13 protein-coding genes are annotated in these 17,037 nt (G+C 70.7%); 6 read left to right on the top strand and 7 right to left on the bottom strand.

Annotated features, from left to right (window positions below):
• Positions 1-125 precede the first annotated feature (125 nt).
• Positions 126-1,079, bottom strand: a complete 954-nt coding sequence (locus HUT18_RS30655) for a triacylglycerol lipase (RefSeq protein ID WP_176103761.1) — start codon at positions 1,077-1,079, stop codon at positions 126-128.
• Positions 1,080-1,367: 288 nt separating this feature from the next.
• Positions 1,368-1,535, bottom strand: a complete 168-nt coding sequence (locus HUT18_RS30650) for a hypothetical protein (RefSeq protein WP_176103760.1) — start codon at positions 1,533-1,535, stop codon at positions 1,368-1,370.
• Positions 1,536-1,671: 136 nt separating this feature from the next.
• Between HUT18_RS30650 and HUT18_RS30645 the strand changes: the two genes are divergently transcribed.
• The 3 genes from HUT18_RS30645 (at position 1,672) to HUT18_RS30635 (ending at position 6,403) form a co-directional block, all read left to right on the top strand.
• A complete protein-coding gene (locus tag HUT18_RS30645) occupies positions 1,672-2,682 on the top strand; it encodes an AraC family transcriptional regulator (RefSeq protein ID WP_176103759.1) in 1,011 nt (336 codons plus the stop codon).
• 475 nt (positions 2,683-3,157) lie between these two features.
• Complete coding sequence (locus HUT18_RS30640; protein ID WP_217710529.1) at positions 3,158-4,981, top strand: long-chain fatty acid--CoA ligase; 1,824 nt, start codon at positions 3,158-3,160, stop codon at positions 4,979-4,981.
• Positions 4,982-5,536: 555 nt separating this feature from the next.
• Positions 5,537-6,403, top strand: a complete 867-nt coding sequence (locus tag HUT18_RS30635) for a calcium-binding protein (RefSeq protein WP_176103758.1) — start codon at positions 5,537-5,539, stop codon at positions 6,401-6,403.
• Between the two features lie 232 nt (positions 6,404-6,635).
• Here HUT18_RS30635 and HUT18_RS30630 read toward each other — a convergent pair whose 3' ends face one another.
• Positions 6,636-7,313: a TetR/AcrR family transcriptional regulator gene (locus HUT18_RS30630; protein ID WP_254878882.1), complete on the bottom strand. Its 678-nt coding sequence runs from the start codon at positions 7,311-7,313 to the stop codon at positions 6,636-6,638.
• A gap of 65 nt (positions 7,314-7,378) precedes the next feature.
• On the opposite strand from HUT18_RS30630, the gene HUT18_RS30625 reads away from it, so the two are divergent.
• Positions 7,379-8,986: an FAD-binding oxidoreductase gene (locus HUT18_RS30625; RefSeq protein ID WP_176103757.1), complete on the top strand. Its 1,608-nt coding sequence runs from the start codon at positions 7,379-7,381 to the stop codon at positions 8,984-8,986.
• A 264-nt stretch (positions 8,987-9,250) separates the two neighbouring features.
• On the top strand, positions 9,251-10,897 hold the full coding sequence (gene abc-f, locus HUT18_RS30620) for a ribosomal protection-like ABC-F family protein (RefSeq protein ID WP_176103756.1): 1,647 nt from the start codon (positions 9,251-9,253) through the stop codon (positions 10,895-10,897).
• A 154-nt stretch (positions 10,898-11,051) separates the two neighbouring features.
• On the opposite strand, the gene HUT18_RS30615 is transcribed toward abc-f, so the two are convergent.
• Entirely contained in the window at positions 11,052-11,534 is a 483-nt protein-coding gene (locus HUT18_RS30615) for a GNAT family N-acetyltransferase (RefSeq protein WP_176103755.1), read from the bottom strand.
• A 307-nt stretch (positions 11,535-11,841) separates the two neighbouring features.
• On the opposite strand from HUT18_RS30615, the gene HUT18_RS30610 reads away from it, so the two are divergent.
• A complete protein-coding gene (locus HUT18_RS30610) occupies positions 11,842-13,224 on the top strand; it encodes a deoxyribodipyrimidine photo-lyase (protein ID WP_176103754.1) in 1,383 nt (460 codons plus the stop codon).
• A gap of 130 nt (positions 13,225-13,354) precedes the next feature.
• Here the strand turns inward: HUT18_RS30610 and HUT18_RS30605 are convergent, their stop codons facing one another.
• The 3 genes from HUT18_RS30605 to HUT18_RS30595 are packed head-to-tail and all read right to left on the bottom strand — an operon-like array spanning position 13,355 to position 16,951.
• Entirely contained in the window at positions 13,355-14,779 is a 1,425-nt protein-coding gene (locus tag HUT18_RS30605) for an MFS transporter (RefSeq protein WP_176103753.1), read from the bottom strand.
• Between the two features lie 28 nt (positions 14,780-14,807).
• Positions 14,808-15,527 carry an SGNH/GDSL hydrolase family protein gene (locus tag HUT18_RS30600; protein ID WP_176103752.1) on the bottom strand — a complete coding sequence of 240 codons (720 nt, stop codon included), beginning with the start codon at positions 15,525-15,527 and terminating at the stop codon, positions 14,808-14,810.
• The gene (locus HUT18_RS30595; RefSeq protein WP_176103751.1) at positions 15,524-16,951 is read right to left on the bottom strand and encodes a cytochrome P450; all 1,428 of its coding nucleotides are present in this window, start codon (positions 16,949-16,951) and stop codon (positions 15,524-15,526) included. The genes HUT18_RS30600 and HUT18_RS30595 overlap by 4 nt, the downstream gene beginning before the upstream one ends.
• Positions 16,952-17,037 lie beyond the last annotated feature (86 nt).

Genomic DNA, 17,037 nt, shown 5'->3' with positions numbered 1-17,037 from the left:
ACAGCTCCTAGGGGTCCTTCGCCCGGGAGAAGCACCGATGCCGGGGTCGGCTCGGCGTCCCGCGCCCCGGATCCGCCCGCCGACGCGGACGGGTCCGGGACCTTTCACAGCTCAGCTCACAGAGGTCAGAGCGGCAGGCCGTAGTCCTCGCAGTCGGGCTGGAAGTCGGCCTTGTCGGGACCGAGGATGTTGAGGACGTTCTGGATCGTCGGGCCGTCGTTGAACAGGCCGATGTGGCCCACCGGGTCAGAGGGGCACTGGTCCTGGATCGTGATGTTCTCGACCCCGGGCCCGTCGAGGAACTGGCTCTGGTAGGGAGTGACGACTTTGTCGTACCGGGTCGCGATCACCGCGTAGCGCACGCCGGGGACGGTGTCGGGGTCGGAGGACAGGTCCTTGATGAAGTCGGAGTCGTTCAGCTGGTCCTTGACGCCGGGCATGCGTGCCAGGTCGAGCACGCCACGGACCAGGCCGAGTACGCCGAGCTTGTCGGCCAGCGTGGACAGCCCGCTGAACGTGGTGCCGTGGTTGTTGGGGGCCATGCCGATGTACGTGCGCACCTTGGCGGCTCCGCCCAGGCGCTTGATGTAGTAGTTGGCGAGTACTCCGCCCTGGGAGTGGCCGACGACGTCGACCTTCCGGGCGCCGGTCGAGGCGAGGACCTTGTCGACGAAGGTCTGCAGCTGCCGACCGGACTCCTCGGTCGCGGTGAGTCCGCCGATCCGGTTCAGTGAGATCACCGGGTCCATGCCGTAGTTGAGGGCGTAGACGCAGTAGCCCTGGTTGGCCAGAGTGGGCGCGATGGCCGCCCAGTTGGAGCCGAGGTTGAAGAAGGTGCCGTGGGCGAGGACCACCGGGTTGGGGTGCTCCTTGCTCGGCTTGCATGACCAGTCGTTGGCACCGGCCACCTGCCCCGGCGTCAGGGCATAGTTCCGCAGGGCCGTGAGCACGCCTCCGACGGGATAGGTCTTGGCGGGCGTGGTTTCCGCCTGTGCGGTGCCGATGCCGACGCCGCACAGAGCGGCAAGGGCAGTCCCCACGGCGGCGGCGCGAGTGGCGAGTGAGGTGATGCGGCTCATGTGCGGCTCCCTGTGAAACGGGTCGGTTGGCGGGTTCGCAGTCCTCGCCTCCGCCGAATCCCTGACCGGCTCGGTCCCGGTCCGTTCAGGGCGATCTGCGGCGGTGGGGGGATCGGTCGTCCTGCTGAGAGGACCGCCGCAAAGGCCCGAGGACTGCGGCGAGTTCGTGCCGTGGCGGCAGCGGCGTCAGATCTGCAGGCAACACAATGAATTGCTGCACCAATGATTGGCAATACCTACGACCGTATGGGTTTCGCCGGCCCCGCACGGGGCGCCGACAACAGTCCCTCAGGCCCAGGCGTCGAGTCGTCCGGTGAGTTCGGCGGATTCCCAGGGACCCTCCGTCGCCGCCGTTCCCGCCGCCGTCCAGCCATCCATCAGCGCGACGGCACCGCCCTGGACAGCGAAGACGCTTCCGGTGAAGGGGCACTTCTCCGAGGCCAGGTAGACCACCATCGGCGCGATGTTGGCGGGACTGAAGGCGCGGAACTGATCCCGCTCACGCTAGGCAGCTGTCGGCAGCACGCTGAATGACCGGGGCTCGCGAGGTTCGGGACCGTGGCGCGCATCGGATCTTGTACGGTCATCAGCCATGGCGAGCCAGACCGTGCCCATCCACTTCGTGCAGCGGCTGCTGAGGTATGCAGAGGCCCGCGGCCAGGATGTCCGTCCGCTGCTGCGGGACGCGGGTATTCCACCGGACGTTGCGGGCAACCCCCTGGCCCGTGTCACCGCTGCGCAGATGGCCCGGGCCACCCAGGCCCTGTGGGAGCTGACCGACGACGAGCTGTGGGGCCTCGGCCGTGCACCCGTGCCCCGCGGCACGTTCCGCATGGTGGGCACCTTGCTGGTACACGCGGCCGACCTGCGCGGTGTGCTGTCCCGCTTCGAGCACGCCACCAATGCCCTGCCGGGTGTACCTTCCGGCCGGGTGCTGCACGGCCGGCCGATCACCAGGGTGGAGGTCGACCTCAGCGATCTGGACGATCCGGAGCACCTGGGTGGCGAACTCGTCCTCTCCATGCTGCACCGGGTCGCCGGCTGGCTCATCGGCAGGCGCATCCCGCTGCAGGTGCTGGAAATGCCTTACCCCGAGCCGCGGTACGCAGCCGACTACGACAAGGTGTTCGGCCGGATCCCGGTCTTCGACGCCCCCGTGGCGGCCCTCGGCTTCGACAGCGCACTGCTCGTCGCTCCGGTGGTGCGGGACGAGGCGGATCTGGCCCGCTACGTCCGGGACTCCCCCTTCGAGCTCTTCCACACCCGCGACTACGGCTCCAGCACCTCCGACCAGGTCCGCAAGATCCTGGAGCAGGGTCTGCAGGGGAGCTGGCCGAACCCGGAGGACATGGCACACCGGCTCGGAATGAGCCTTCAGCACCTGCGCCGCCTACTGCGGGACGAGGGCACCTCCATGAGCGCGATCAAGGAGGAGATCCTGCGGGACGCCGCGATCGCGAGCATGGTGCGCGGCACCGAACCGGTCGAGGACCTGGCGACCCGGCTCGGCTACTCCGAGGCCAGCGCCCTGCGGCGGGCCTTCCGCCGCTGGACCGGCTCGAACCTCGGCGACTACCGCTCCGACGGCACCTCGCGCGACTGACCCACCGGGCCGATGAGCGCTCCGGTCCCGGAGTGTGTGCGCTCCGGTCATCGCGGTCGGGCCGTGTGCTCTTCGAGGATGAATCCGCACGAGGGCACACCACAGCGGAACGGAGCACACGATGGGCAGGCAGCCGCGCCGGGCGACGCGGGAGCACCTGGCTCTGCAGGACTGGACCGGGGCCGGTTCTGTCGAAGGCCGTCGAGTGGGCTCTGAACTGCACCGAGCAAGGAGCGCACCGCCCTCGGCACGGCGCTCATCGGTTTCCCGAGCCCCCGCTTCGTACTCGCCGGGTGCGAAACGATCGCCACCGTCACCCGGACTACCACGACGAGTCCCCAGCCCCCACTTCGGCTGAACCCCGGCAGGACAACCGGCGGGAGCGGGAGCGCGCCCGGTCGCCGATCACCCGGCGGACCGGGTGCCTTGCAGGTGAGAGCTGCGGGCAGCGCACAGGAGACCAGGAGGACCACTCATGAGCAACACTCTGAACGCCGCCCGCATGAGGCGCCTGCTCGTGGAGGCGTCGAGTCTGGCGGAGATCTTCCAGGACACCGTCTCCTCCGTACCCGACTCAGTGGCGGTCCGCTCGTCGGACGGCCTGCTCGCACTCACCTGGGCCGAGTACGGGCGCCGCGTCCGTAGCATCACCGCCGGATTCGCCGCGCTCGGGGTGAAACGCGGGGACACGGTCGCGTTGATGATGACCAACCGTCCCGAGTTCCATTTGGTGGACGCGGCGTTGTTCCACCTCGGTGCCGTCGCCTTCTCCGTCTACAACACCAGCACACCCGAGCAGATCGCCTACATCCTGTCCAACTCCGGGAGCCAGGTCGCGGTGTGCGAAAGGCAGTTCCTCCCGCGTCTGCCCGATGGGCCCGGCTCACCGGAGCGCATCGTCTGCGTGGACGACGATGTGGAAGGCACCCTCACGCTGGATGAGGTAGAGGAAGGCGGCGACGCCGACTTCGACTTCGACGCGGCCTGGCGTCGCGTGGGCAGGGAAGACGTTCTCACTCTCATCTACACGTCCGGCACGACCGGACCCCCCAAGGGGGTCGAACTCACCCACGCCAACATCCTGGCGAACCTGGCCTCGGTCGCCCACCTGCCCGAACTGTCCGAGCTGGTCATGGGCGGCAGGCTCATCTCCTACCTCCCGGACGCTCATCTGGCGAACCGGTACTTCTCGCACTACCTCGCGATGGTCACGGGCTCGTCCATCACGACGGTCCGCGATATCAGGACGGTGATCGACGTCCTCGGCGAGGTCCACCCCACCGTCTTTCTCGGCGTCCCCATGTTCTGGTACAAGGTCAGGACCGCCGTCGAGAACGCGGTGGCCGCGGAAGGCCGCCTCCGCGGCCGCATCGCCCGCTGGGCGTTGAGCACGGGCAGGAAAGCAACCCGGAACCTACTCGACGGCCGCCGCCCCTCGCCCCTGCTCCGCGCTCAGCACGCACTCGCCGAGCGACTGGTCCTGTCCGGGCTGCGCACGCGCATCGGGCTGGACCGGGCCGTCGCCCCGGGCACAGGGGCCGCGCCGATCGCCCAGGAAGCCCTGGAGTTCTTCCTGGCCATCGGCATCCCGCTGCTCGAAGGCTGGGGCATGTCCGAGTTGTCGGCCATCGCCACCATGAACCTCCCCGGCGACATCCGCCCCGGCACCGTCGGCCGGGCATTGCCGGGTGTGGAACTCCGCCTCGCCGAGGACGGCGAACTGCTGGCCCGCGGAGCCGTGGTGATGAAGGGTTACCGACGCGATCCCGAGAAGACGACAGAAACTGTCGGCCCGGACGGCTGGCTGCGCACGGGAGACATCGCGACCATCGACCGCGACGGCTTCGTGCGCATCGTCGACCGCAAGAAGGAGCTGATCATCAACTCGGCGGGCAAGAACATGTCGCCCTCCAACATCGAGAACGCGCTCCGGGTCTCCTGCCCGCTCGCCGCCTCCGTGATCGCGATAGGTGACCGCCGCCCGTACGTGACCGCCCTGGTCACACTGGACCCGGACGTGATGGGCGAGTTCACCGTCCAGCACGGCATCACGGACTCCTCGCCCGCAGCCCTCTCCGCTCATCCCCGCGTACGAGCCGCGGTGGAAGCGGCGGTGCACGAGGCGAACGCCAAGCTGTCCAGGGTCGAGCAGATCAAGCAGTTCGCAGTTCTGCCGGTGTACTGGGAGCCCGGAGGCGACGAGCTCACGCCAACGCTGAAGCTCAAGCGAAAGCCGATCAACGAGAAGTACGCCGAAGAAATAGAAGCCCTTTACGGGACTCCCCGCCCCTCGGACTGACATTCCCTCACCTGCACCGGCGAACGACAGCCGCTCGCGCCGGCATGCCAGGACCGACCTCCCTGACCGTGAACCCTTGCCGGGCTGTTACCAGGCGCAGGCGCGGTCAGGGAGTTTCCTGGTCTCACCCTGAGGCAAGTAACGACAGGACTCGACTCGGGCGCGGCCGCGCCGAACCCAGCAAGGGTGAACTTCTGTCGCCAGGTCCGAAACCAGCGGCTCTCCCGGGTACCGGAGGGGGCTAACCAGCGGAGCGCCACGGCCCGTTCGGCGGCGGTGCGTGCAGCCCGCATCGATGGTTGCGGCATGAATGCGCCGAATCGGTCGAAACTTATGGCGCGTTCCGGTACCAACCGAGACCCTTGGCCCGAACGTCACATAAGTGTGTGGTGCAACAGACACCCCACACCCGGCGCCGACGTGTCCGGCACGACGAGGCGTCGACCGAACGCACCGCATTCGACAGCGACATCGACAGTGACGGCCGCGACTTCACACAGCGCGCCGCCCTTGCGACCACGACCACGCTTACCGTTTCCGAAGGGCTACTTCCGCATGCGCACATATCCCTCGTACCGCTCCGTCGCCGCCGCCACCGGCGCTCTTGCCCTCATCCTCGGCGGTGCCGCCCTGGCGGCGCCCGCGGCCCAGGCCGCTCCGGCCGCGGCCGAGATGGTGTGGGAGGACGCCGAGCTCACGTTCGTCGCCGCTCCCGGCCAGGTGAACGAACTCACCGTGTCCGCCCGGGTCGTGGAGAACGGGCCCAACGACTCCGAGTACGTCCTCACCTTCCGCGACCGCAACAACATCGACGCCAAGGCCCGGGAGTGCACCTACCCCTCCGCGTCCGACCACAAGGTCGTCGAGTGCCGGGTGCACATCCCGGAGAACTCCGATGACTCGGACAACTACCGCGTCAACCTCGGTGACCGCGACGACACCTTCTCCGTCAACCCGAAGGACAGCGCCTACGCCACCATCCGCGGCGGCGCGGGCAACGACGTTCTGACGGGCAACGCCTCGGTCGTCATGCACGGCGAGGACGGCAACGACCGCATCCAGGGCGGCGGCGGAATCTGGGGCATCGGCTCCTACGGCGGCAACGGCGACGACACCCTCACCGACTGCTCGTACGAGTGCCACGGCGGCGCCGGGAACGACTCGCTGACCGGCGGCGGCGTCCAGGACCCCGACTACCCCGAGTGGCAGGAGAACCACCTCTACGGCGACGAGGGCAACGACGTCCTGCACGGGCGCGACGGCAACGACACGCTCTACGGCGGCAAGGACAACGACCGCCTGTACGGCGACGCGGGCGCCGACACGCTCTACGGCAACAGCGGCGACGACGTCCTGCGCGGCGGCGAGGGCAAGGACACCCTCTCCGGCGGTCCGGGCACCGACGAGGTCAGCCAGCACTGACCGGCCGTGGTGCGCGCGGAGGAACGCCACAACTCCGCGCGCACCACCCGCCGTTGGCAGGGCAGGAAGCTCGACGGCCGCTTCGGCGCGCGGCCCGCGACTCAGCCGTCGCCACCGCAGACACAGACCCAGACGCGGACGCAGACGCAGACGCGGACGCAGACGCAGACGCAGACGCAGACGCAGACGCAGACAGCGACACCGACACCGACACCGACACCGACACCGACCGCTACCCCTCCCCGGGCTCCCGCCCCAACCCCAGCCCCGGTTGAAGCACAGCGAAGACCCGCCCGAAGCGCGCGGTCATCTCGGCGGCGGTCTGCTCGGGGTGATGCCGCCACCAGGCGACCGCGGCGCTCACCGTGCCGTACCAGAGGTGCGTGGCGAAGTCCGCGTCGAGAGGGTCGGCGCGGGGGTCGGCGGCGCGGGATCCGCCGAGGAACGCGGCGACGCCCACCGCGCCGAGGCGGTTGAGTTCCCGCCGGTAGACGGCGGCCGCGGCACCGAGTTCCGTGTCGGCGGGCAGGGTCGAGTCGTAGACGAGTTCCCAGTCGTGCGGGCGGGACTCCAGCGCCCGGAAGATCGCCGCCATGGTGCGCGCGGCGTGCGTGAGGTCGGCGGGCCCCTCCGCCGCGGAGCCGACCGCTTCCACCAGGCGGGATCCGGCACGCTCCAGGCAGGCCAGGTAGAGGCCGTCCTTGGACCCGAAGTACTCGTAGATCAGCGGCTTGGTGATCCCCGCGAGCGCCGCCACGACGGCGGTCGAGCCGCGTGCGTGGCCCTTGTGACCGAACTCCTCGGCCGCCGCGTCGAGGATCAGCTGCTCCCGCTCCTTGCGGGGCATCCCCTTGGTGCCCACCCCGCTTCTGGTGCCCGCCCCGCGCGTGCCCGACTCCTGCTTGCCCATGGCGCCACCCTATGCCAATCTGACCGCCAGGTAACTTACCCCACGTTCAGATAGGTGGTGCGGCGATGAGCGGCAAGACACGCTCGTGGTGGGGATGGGGAAACGTCGAGGACGCGGTGACCGGCGCCGAGCGCGACGAACTCACCCGGCGCACCGCGCAGTTGCTGCCGTGCGCCGACCCGACCGTGCACGAGGCTCCGCCCATCGAGGCGTTCGGTGTGGGTGCGAGCAGGGTCGCGGCGCCGTCGGCCCTGGCACCGATTCTCTCCGAGGACGTACGTGACCGGCTCGCGCACAGTCACGGGCAGGCCTTCCGCGATGTCGTACGCGCACTTCTCGGCAAACTGCCCCACGTGCCCGATCTGGTCGCACGCCCGACGTCCGAGGCGCAGGTCGTCCACGTACTGGACTGGTGCACCGAGGCGAACATCGCTGTCGTCCCGTTCGGCGGCGGCTCTTCGGTGGTGGGCGGCGTCGAGCCACGGGTGGGCGGCGCGTACGCGGGCGTGGTCAGTCTCGACCTCACCGCGATGAACCGGGTCCTGGAGGTCGACCCGACCAGCCGGGCCGCGCTCGTCCAGGCCGGGGTCCTCGGCCCGCACCTGGAGGAGCAGTTGCGGCCCAGGGGCTACACGCTGCGCTTCTTCCCCCAGTCCTTCGAGTTCTCCAGCCTCGGCGGCTGGCTCGCGACCCGGGCCGGGGGCCATTTCGCCACGCGCCTGACCCATATCGACGACCTCACCGAGTCGCTGCGCGTCGTCACACCGTCCGGCACCTTGGAGACCCGCAGGCTCCCGGGCTCGGGCGCGGGCCCGTCGCCCGACCGGATGTTCCTCGGCTCCGAGGGGTCGCTCGGCGTCATCACCCAGGCCTGGGTCCGCCTCCAGGACCGGCCGCGGTGGCGGGCGGGCGCCTCGGTGGCGTTCGCGGACCACGACGCGGGTGTCCGGGCGGTGCGCGCGCTGTCGCAGTCCGGGCTGGACCCGGCCAACTGCCGTCTCCTGGACCCGATGGAGGCCCTGATCAACGCGGGCTCCCCGACCGCCGTCCTGGTACTGGGCTTCGAATCGGCCGATCACCCCGTCACGGCCCGGATGGACCGCGCGCTCGAACTGTGCCGCGACCACGGCGGCACGCTGCCCGAGCCGCCCCGCTACACCGACAGCGCGGAACAGGCGGCGCGTACCGGTGCGGCCGACACCTGGCGCTCCGCCTTCGTCCGCATGCCCTACCAGCGGGACGTGCTGGCGGCCCAGGGCATGATCGTGGAGACCTTCGAGACCGCCTGCACCTGGGACCGCTTCGACACCCTGCGCGCGGCCGTCGACGACGCCGCCCGCGATGCCCTGCGCCAGGTCGGCGCCAGGGGGGTGGTGACCTGCCGGTTCACCCATGTCTACCCGGACGGCCCGGCGCCGTACTTCGGCATCTACGCGGCCGGCGAGTGGGGCAAGACCGTCGAGCAGTGGGACGAGATCAAGGCGGCGGTCTCCGAGGCACTGCTCGCGAGCGGGGCCACCATCACCCATCACCACGCGGTGGGGCGCGACCACCGGCCCTGGTACGACCGGCAGCGCCCCGACCTCTTCGCCGCCGCCCTGCGCGCGGGCAAGGCGACCCTCGACCCGGCGGGAATCCTCAACCCCGGCGCGGTCCTCGACCCACTGCGCTGACCGCACCGACCCGGCGGTGAACCGTCCCCGGCCGCAGCCCTGCCGCCGACCGGCCACCGCCGGGGACGTGCACAGCCACCCCCTCACCACACACAAGGCGACGCGCCTCACCAGGTTCTTCGGAAATCAGGGTGAGACGAGACGCATCGTCTTGCTATGGTGGCGTCATGACTTTCTCGTACTACTACTTCCGCTGAGTCCGGGCCACGGCCACTGCCGCCGTTTCCGCCACCCGTAGACCCACGCACACTCAGGGAAAGTCATATGCGCGAACGCGCCCATACCGCTGTGCCCACTGCCGTGGCACAGCTGTCCGCCAAGGACGTCACCAAGACCTACGGCACCCGGACCGTCCTCGATCAGGTCTCCTTCACCGTCCGCCCGGGCGAGAGGGCGGCCGTCATCGGCGAGAACGGCTCCGGCAAGTCCACCCTGCTGCGGCTGCTCGCCGCCGCCGAGGTGCCGGACGCCGGGGAGATCACCGTCGGCTTCCCCGGCGGGACGGGCCATCTCGCCCAGACCCTCGATCTCGACCCGGACCGCAGCGTGCGGGACGCCGTCGACCTGGCACTCGCCGATCTGCGCGAGATGGAGCGCCGACTGCGTGCCGCCGAAGAACGGCTCGGCGAGGCCTCCGAGGAGGAACTCGACGAGTACGGCGAGCTGTTGATCGCCTACGAGGAACGCGGCGGCTACGAGGCGGACGTCCGCGTGGACGCCGCGATGCACGGACTCGGGCTCGCCGGAGTCGGCCGCGACCGGGTGCTCGGCTCGCTGTCCGGCGGTGAGCAGTCCCGCCTCGCCCTCGCCTGCGTACTGGCCGCCGCCCCCGAACTGCTCCTGCTCGACGAACCGACCAACCACCTCGACGCCACCGCGGTGCGCTGGCTGGAGGAGCATCTGCGCGCACACCGTGGCACGGTCGTCGCGGTCACCCACGACCGCGGCTTCCTGGAGCGCGTCGCCACCACGATCCTGGAGGTCGACCGCGACACGCGCACGGTGCACCGGTACGGCGACGGCTGGACGGGCTACCGCACCGCGAAGGCCGCCGCCCGGCGCCGGGCCGAGCAGCAACACACGGACTGGCTGGCGGAGTTGGCCCGTACCGAGGAACTTCTGGAAGCGGCCGGGAAGCGGCTGGCCACCACCGGCCGGGACCCGGGGCAGGGCTTCGGCAAGCACCGGCGCTCGCACGAGGCGAAGCTCGGCGGCCAGGTACGGGCCGTCCGGGAGCGGCTGGCCCAGCTCCGGCGCGCCCCGGTGCCCGCGCCGCCGGAGCCGCTGCGGTTCGCGGCGGCGCTCTCGGCGGCGGGCGGCGAGCACCCCGCCGACCGTCCGCTGGCGGAACTCGACGGGGTCACGGTCGGTCAACGACTGTGCCTGGACGGGCGGTTGGCGATCGCACCCGGGCAGCGCCTGCTGGTCACCGGTGAGAACGGAGCCGGAAAGACGACGCTGCTGCGCGTCCTCGCGGGCGACCTCGAACCGGACGCGGGCACGGTGCGCCGCCCCGCCCGGATCGGATACCTGGCCCAGGAACTGCCCGCACGCTCCACGCGGCTCCCGCTGCTCGCCGCCTTCGCGGCGGGGCTGCCCGGACTGCCGGACGAGTACGCCGAACGGCTGCTCGCCCTGGGCCTGTTCCGCGAGGAGGACCTGTACGTACCGGTCGCAGCGCTGTCCGCCGGGCAGCAACGACGGCTGCAGATCGCCATGTTGGTGACCCGGCCCGCGGACCTGCTGGTACTCGACGAGCCGACCAACCACATCGCGCTCGACCTGGTCGAGGACCTGGAGACCGCGCTCGCCGCGTACCCGGGAGCGGTGGTCGTGGTCTCGCACGACCGGGGCTTCCGCGGGCGATTCCCGGGCGAGCGGCTGGAGTTGCGCGGGGGCCGGAGGGGGTGAGCCGGGGGTGAGGAGTGGTCCGGTCGGGGTCATCCCCGGCCGGACCACCTGCGCGGGTGGCGGGGCAACAGGTACCGCACTCCTACCGCCGCAGCTCAACTACCTTGCTGCAACTACTCCTTGGACTCCCTCGCGGCCCCGGACACCGCTCGGCTCAGAGCTGCCGGTAGTAGACGGTGACGGGGAGCGGGGTGCACCCGAGGCTCTCGTACAGCGCTCTGGCGGGTGCGTGGAACGGGTCTCCTCCGGTACCGATCTCGACTACCTCGGCTCCGAGTGCTCGCATCCTTTCGAAGGCGTGCTCGCACAGGGCGGTGCCCAGGTGGTGTCGGCGGTGTCTGGCCGAAACGGAGAGGAGCGTGACACTGCCGTTGCGGCGAGCCGGGTCGACGCTCCACGCCACGTAACCCGCGATGCCGTCTTCGGCCTCGGCGACCGCGACGTAGGTGTGCCGCTCGGGTGCGTGGAGCTCCGCGACCTGCTCGCGGTATTCCTCGCGCCAGTTGCCGTGCTGGTTGGAGAAGACGACCTCGCCCACCAAGGGGCGGAAGGAGTCCTCGTAGAACGGCCGGAACGTCTCGATGGTCAGTTCGGTGAGCGGCGCCAGGTCGTGCTGGCTGAACGCGCGAATGCGCATGGAAGTGTGCCTTTCGGGCTGAGGGCTTGATACCCGGTCGGAACAGGGGCATCGGTCGGCCCGCTCCCGGCCGAAGGATCGGCGGTGAGCCGGCCCTCAGTGACGCGTACGCCAAGCGGCAAAGCACTCCATGCCCCGCATGGTAGCGCCCAGGGGCATGTCACAACTGCCGGGACCTCTCCGCCCGTTCCCTGGGCGCCTCCACGCCCGCGACCCCGTCACCGTGTATTCGTTGACGTTCATGTCCCCCACACGCCCTCGCCCCACCCGCTCATCCCCCCGCACCGCACCCACCAGGAGTGGCGCCATGACCGTCGCGGTCGTCCTGTTCACCTCGGATCTGCGTCTGCACGACCATCCGCCGCTGCGGGCCGCGCTGGCGGCGGCGGACGAGGTGGTGCCGCTGTTCGTCCGTGATCCCGCGGTCCACGCGGCGGGCTTCGACGCGCCCAACCGGTGCGCCTTCCTCGCCGACTGCCTGGCCGATCTGGACGCCTCCCTGCGGGATCGCGGCGGACGGCTCGTGGTGCGGGAGGGTCCGGTCGTACGGGAGGTCTGTGCGGTCGCGGCGGAGTGCGGGGCCGTCGAGGTGCACCTGGCGGCGGGAGTCAGCGGATACGCACGGCGCCGGGAGGAGCGGCTACGGGCCGAACTCGCCGAGCAGGGTGTGGAGTTGAGGGTGCACGATGCCGTGGTCACCGCGGTCGCCCCGGGTGCGGTGACACCGGCCGGGTCCGACCACTACGCCGTGTTCACCCCGTACTTCCGGCGCTGGTCGCAGGAGAGTCAGCGGGTGCCCCTCCCGGCCCCGCGCCGCGTACGCGTCCCCGGTGCGGTGCGCGGCGAGGCACTGCCCAGTGGCCGCAAGAAGTTGGCGGGAGTCTCGCCGGATCTCCCCGCCGGAGGCGAGACGGCGGGACGTGACCTCTTCGCGCGGTGGGTCCGGTCCCGCACCGGCCTGTCCCACTACGAGGAGGGGCACGACGATCTCGCGGGCGACGCGACCTCGCGGCTGTCGCCCTATCTCCACTTCGGCGCCGTGTCCGCGGTCGACCTCGTCCATCGGGCCCGGGCCGGTGGTGGACCGGGCGCCGACGCCTTCGTACGCCAACTGTGCTGGCGCGACTTCCACCACCAGGTGCTGGCGGCCCGGCCCGCGACGTCCTGGGACAACTACCGCACCCGGCACGACCGTTGGCGGACCGAGGACGACGCGGCCGAGGACATCGCCGCGTGGCGGGAGGGCCGTACCGGCTATCCGGTCGTCGACGCCGCCATGCGCCAGCTCCGCCGGGAGGGCTGGATGCACAACCGGGCGCGGCTGCTCGCGGCGAGCTTTTTGACCAAGACGCTGTACGTGGACTGGCGGATCGGCGCCCGGCACTTCCTGGAGCTCTTGGTGGACGGCGACATCGCCAACAACCAGCTCAACTGGCAGTGGGTCGCCGGGACCGGGACCGACACCCGTCCGCACCGCGTCCTCAACCCCGTGCTGCAGGGCAGGCGTTACGACCCGCGAGGCGAGTACGTACGACGCTGGGTTCCCGAACTCGCGGACGTGGCGGGGCAGAAGGTGCACGAGCCGTGGCGGCTGCCGGACGACCTGCGGGCCGCGCTCGACTATCCGGCCCCGCTGATCGACCTCGCCGACGGCCTCGCACGCTTCAAGCACGCGCGCGGCCGGGACTGAACGAGCGGCGGCCGGGGAGTGCGAACTCCCCGGCGGCCGCCGGAAGTTAGCAGTCCCCGCACCGGGGGGTGCGGGGACTGCCGGAACCGGCCGGTGACCGCACCGGGGGGTGCGGGACCGCCGGGACCGGTCAACGACGGCGGGCGTGTTGCGCCTTGCGCCGTTTGGGGGTGGCCGGGGCGGGGCCGGTGGTGCCCTTGTCCCGGATCGCGAGCAGGGCCAGGCCGCCGGTCAGGCCGCAGGCCGCCATGAAGAACCAGGCCGCGTGGAACGAACCCAGGTCGGGACGGGCACCCATGACCGCGGCAACGACCGCCGCTCCCAGCGCCAGACCGATCTGGCGGCACATGGAGACCATGGCGGTGCCGGTCGCGAAACGCTCGGGGGGCAGCGGGAGGGTGGCTGCTCCGGACAGGGCGGGAAGAGCGAGACCGGAACCGATTCCCGCGATGATCCCGGCGGGCAGGAAGGTGGTCACATAGGCGGCGTCGGTCGCAGTGGCGGTCGCCCACAGGACGCCGCCCGCCGCGAAGAACAGGCTGCCGACGAAACCGACCAGGTAATTGCCGTACTTGGTGGCCAGCAGACCGCCGGGTACCGCGCAGACCGCCGCCATCAGCGGACCCGGGGCGATCTCCAGCCCGGCGCGCAGCACCGAGTGGTCCCAGACCTCGGTGAGGAACAGCACCGAGCCGAGGATCATGGCGCCGAAACCGGCGAAGAACAGCATGGTGGCGATGTTGGCCAACAGGACGGCGCGGATGCGCAGGAGGGCCGGTTCGATGACCGGGGCGGGGTGGCGCACCGCCCGTATCGCACTGAAGACGATGCCGACCGCGCCGAGCGCGGCCAGGCCCAGTACGCGGCCGCTGGTCCAGCCCCAGTCCTCGCCCTGCACGGTCGCCGCTACGAGCGCGGCGACCGTCACCGCGAGGGCCAGTGCGCCCAGGACGTCGGGGGACGTGCCGGACTCCTCGCGGACCTCGTCGAGCGCCCACACACCGACGAAGACGGTGACCACGCCGATGGGCAGGTTGACCAGGAACACCCACTCCCAGCCCGCCTGCACGAGCAGGCCGCCGACCGGCGGGCCGAGGGCGGCGGCCGCGCCGCCCATCGCCGACCACAGACCGATCGCCGCGCCGCGTCGTTCCGGCGGGAACAACGGGAGCAGCAGACCGAGGGAACTCGGCAGCATCAGACCGCCGCCGACGGCCTGGAGCGCACGCGCGGCCACGAGCGCGCCCAGCGACGGGGCCACCGCACAGGCGGCGGACGCCAGCGTGAACAGCACGAGCCCCGCCAGGTAGGCACGTTTGCGGCCGGACCTGTCCGCCCAGCGACCGGCCGGTGCCAGCAGCGCGGCGAAGGTGATCGCGTACGCGCTGAGCACCCAGGACAGGTCGCTCAGGGTGGAGGACGGGAACGCCTGCGCCAGGTCGGGAAACGCGATGTTGACGATGAACAGGTCCAGCGAGGAGACGAAGACGCCGATGAGGACGACGGCGATACTCCATCCCCGCCGGGCCCTCGTCTCGCTCAAGGGTGCCGTCATGCTGCCGATTTCCTCTCGGTCACGGTGATCACCGCGCGGGCTGGTCGGACTGGTCGGAGCCCAGGTGGTCGACCACGGCCTGGGCCCAGCGGCCGTACCCGTGCGCCGAGGGGTGGAAGCCGTCCCGCGCGAAGAAGTCCGGGGTGATCGTCATGATGTCGGTCGACCCCATCCAGGTCACCCGCGGGCGCTCGGCACAGACCCGCTGGGAGGCCCGGTCGATACCGGCCGCGCCCTTGGCGCAGAACCGGGCGAGCGCCGAGGGCAGTGACGGGAAGTCCGCGAACGGCGGGGTTCCGACCACGACCACGGACGTCGACCGCTTCGCCAGGTCGTCGACGATCGCCGCGAGATCCTCGCCCCACTCCTCGGGAGTGCGCCGGTTGAGGACGTCGTTGGCTCCCGCGAGCAGCACCGCCAGGTCGAATCCCTCACCGAGCTGCGGGAGCAGCCGGTGGCGGACACGGCGGGCGGTGGCGCCGTGCTGGCCGACCACCTCCCAGCCGACGGGGCAGTCGTGCTGCGTGGACAGCGCGCGGGCGAGGCTGCCGGGGAAGCCCTCGTCGTGGGAGTCGGCGCCGCACCCGGCGGCGGTCGACTCACCGAGCACGGCGACCCGCATCGGCGTACCGGAGGTGTCCTCCCCCACGGTCCCTTCGCAGGGACCCTGGGCCTCCGGCAGCCGCTCGGTGGTGGCCCGCACCCACAGTCCCTGGACCGCGATGAGGGGCATCAACAGGGCGCTCAAGCGTGCACCTCCTGTGCCGGGCTGGGGACGCGGTTGCGCAGTTCCATCCGGGCGAAGTCGGAGGGCACGTTCACCACGATCCGGCTGCGCGCACGCTCGGGCTCCGGCTCGGCCACGACCAGATCGCACTGGCTGAGGACCTCGCGGATCACGGCCTTCATCTCCTGCAGGGCGATCCGGTCGCCGATGCAGCGGATGCGTCCGCCGCCGAACGGAATCCACGAGTACACGCCGGGCTTGACGTTGAGGAAACGCTCGGGCCGGAACTCTTCCGGGTTCTCGTAGAGCTTGGGGTCGCGGTTGAGCAGGAAGGCGCTGGCCCACAGGTGCTGGCCCGGCTCGTAGCGCACGCCGCCGATCTCGATCGGCTTCTTGACCTCGCGGACGATGATCTGCGGAATCGACGGACGCAGCCGCAGGACCTCGTGCACCACCGCGGTCAGGTAGGTGTCTTCGCCTTCGGCCATCTCCGCGCGCAGCTTGTCGGTGACGCGCTTGTCGCGGGCCAGATAGACGAAGGCCCAGGCGATGGCCGCCGCGGTGGTCTCGGTGCCGGCCAGGAAGATCGTCGACAGCTCGTCGCGGATCTCGCTGTCGGTCAGCGGCGTGCCGTCCGGGTGGGTCATCTCCAGGAGTTCCGAGAGCAGGTCGTCGCCCCGGTAGCCGGAGGCGCGGTGCTCCTCGATGCTCTCGTAGACCAGCGTGTCGACCCGGTCGCGCAGCTGGAGGAAGCGTTCCAGGCCCAGCGGCTTGATCGCACGCAGGATCTTGATCATCCGCGGCGACATCTTGTGCAGCAGCATCGGCGAGACCGGGCCGTTGTTGAACCGCATCATCTCCAGGAGGAGACCGTGCAGTTCCTGCCAGCACGTGGGGCCCTTGGGACCGTAGAGCACCTCACGGATCACGTTCATCGTGAAGCCGTGTATGTGGGAGTGCAGTTGGACCGAGGTGTTGCGCGGCCAGAGCGCGACATCGGTCTTGACGGTCTCGCCGATGGCGGCCGTGATCCGCTCCAGGGCGGCGCCGTGGTAGCTGGGCATCATGGCCTTGCGGCGGGCCTTGTGGGCGTCCTCGTCGAGCCAGGCCAGACCGGACTGGCCGGTGTACTTCTCGATGGTGGCCGAGCCGTTGCCGGTGTGCAGCACATCGGCGGGCGCGGTGAACATGGCCTTGACGTCCTCGGACGTGGTCAGCACGTACACCGGCCGGGGAGGGAGCCGGATGCTGAGCTGGAAGCGGGGGCCGTACTCCTTGCGGCAGCCCTCGATGAACGCCTGCGGATTCGTCCAGTACTTGAAGAGCTGGCGCACCGCGTGCTGCTTCGGCCCCGGCAGCGTGGTCGCGGACACGGAGGTCGGCGTGACCGCCTTGCCGTGGTCGACGGGGCAGCGCGCTTCCCGGCCCGCCTGGGAGTTGTCCATCGGTGACTCGTCTCCACTCGTGTGGTTCGTGTTCATTTTCTTCCGGTCTCTGTCCGCTTCGGGGGTGGTTCGCTCGGTTCGCTGGT

The sequence above is a fragment of the Streptomyces sp. NA04227 genome (assembly GCF_013364195.1).
GTDB lineage: Bacteria > Actinomycetota > Actinomycetes > Streptomycetales > Streptomycetaceae > Streptomyces.
The sequence above is the reverse complement of the archived record's forward strand: the minus strand, read 5'-3'. Positions and strand labels throughout refer to the sequence as shown.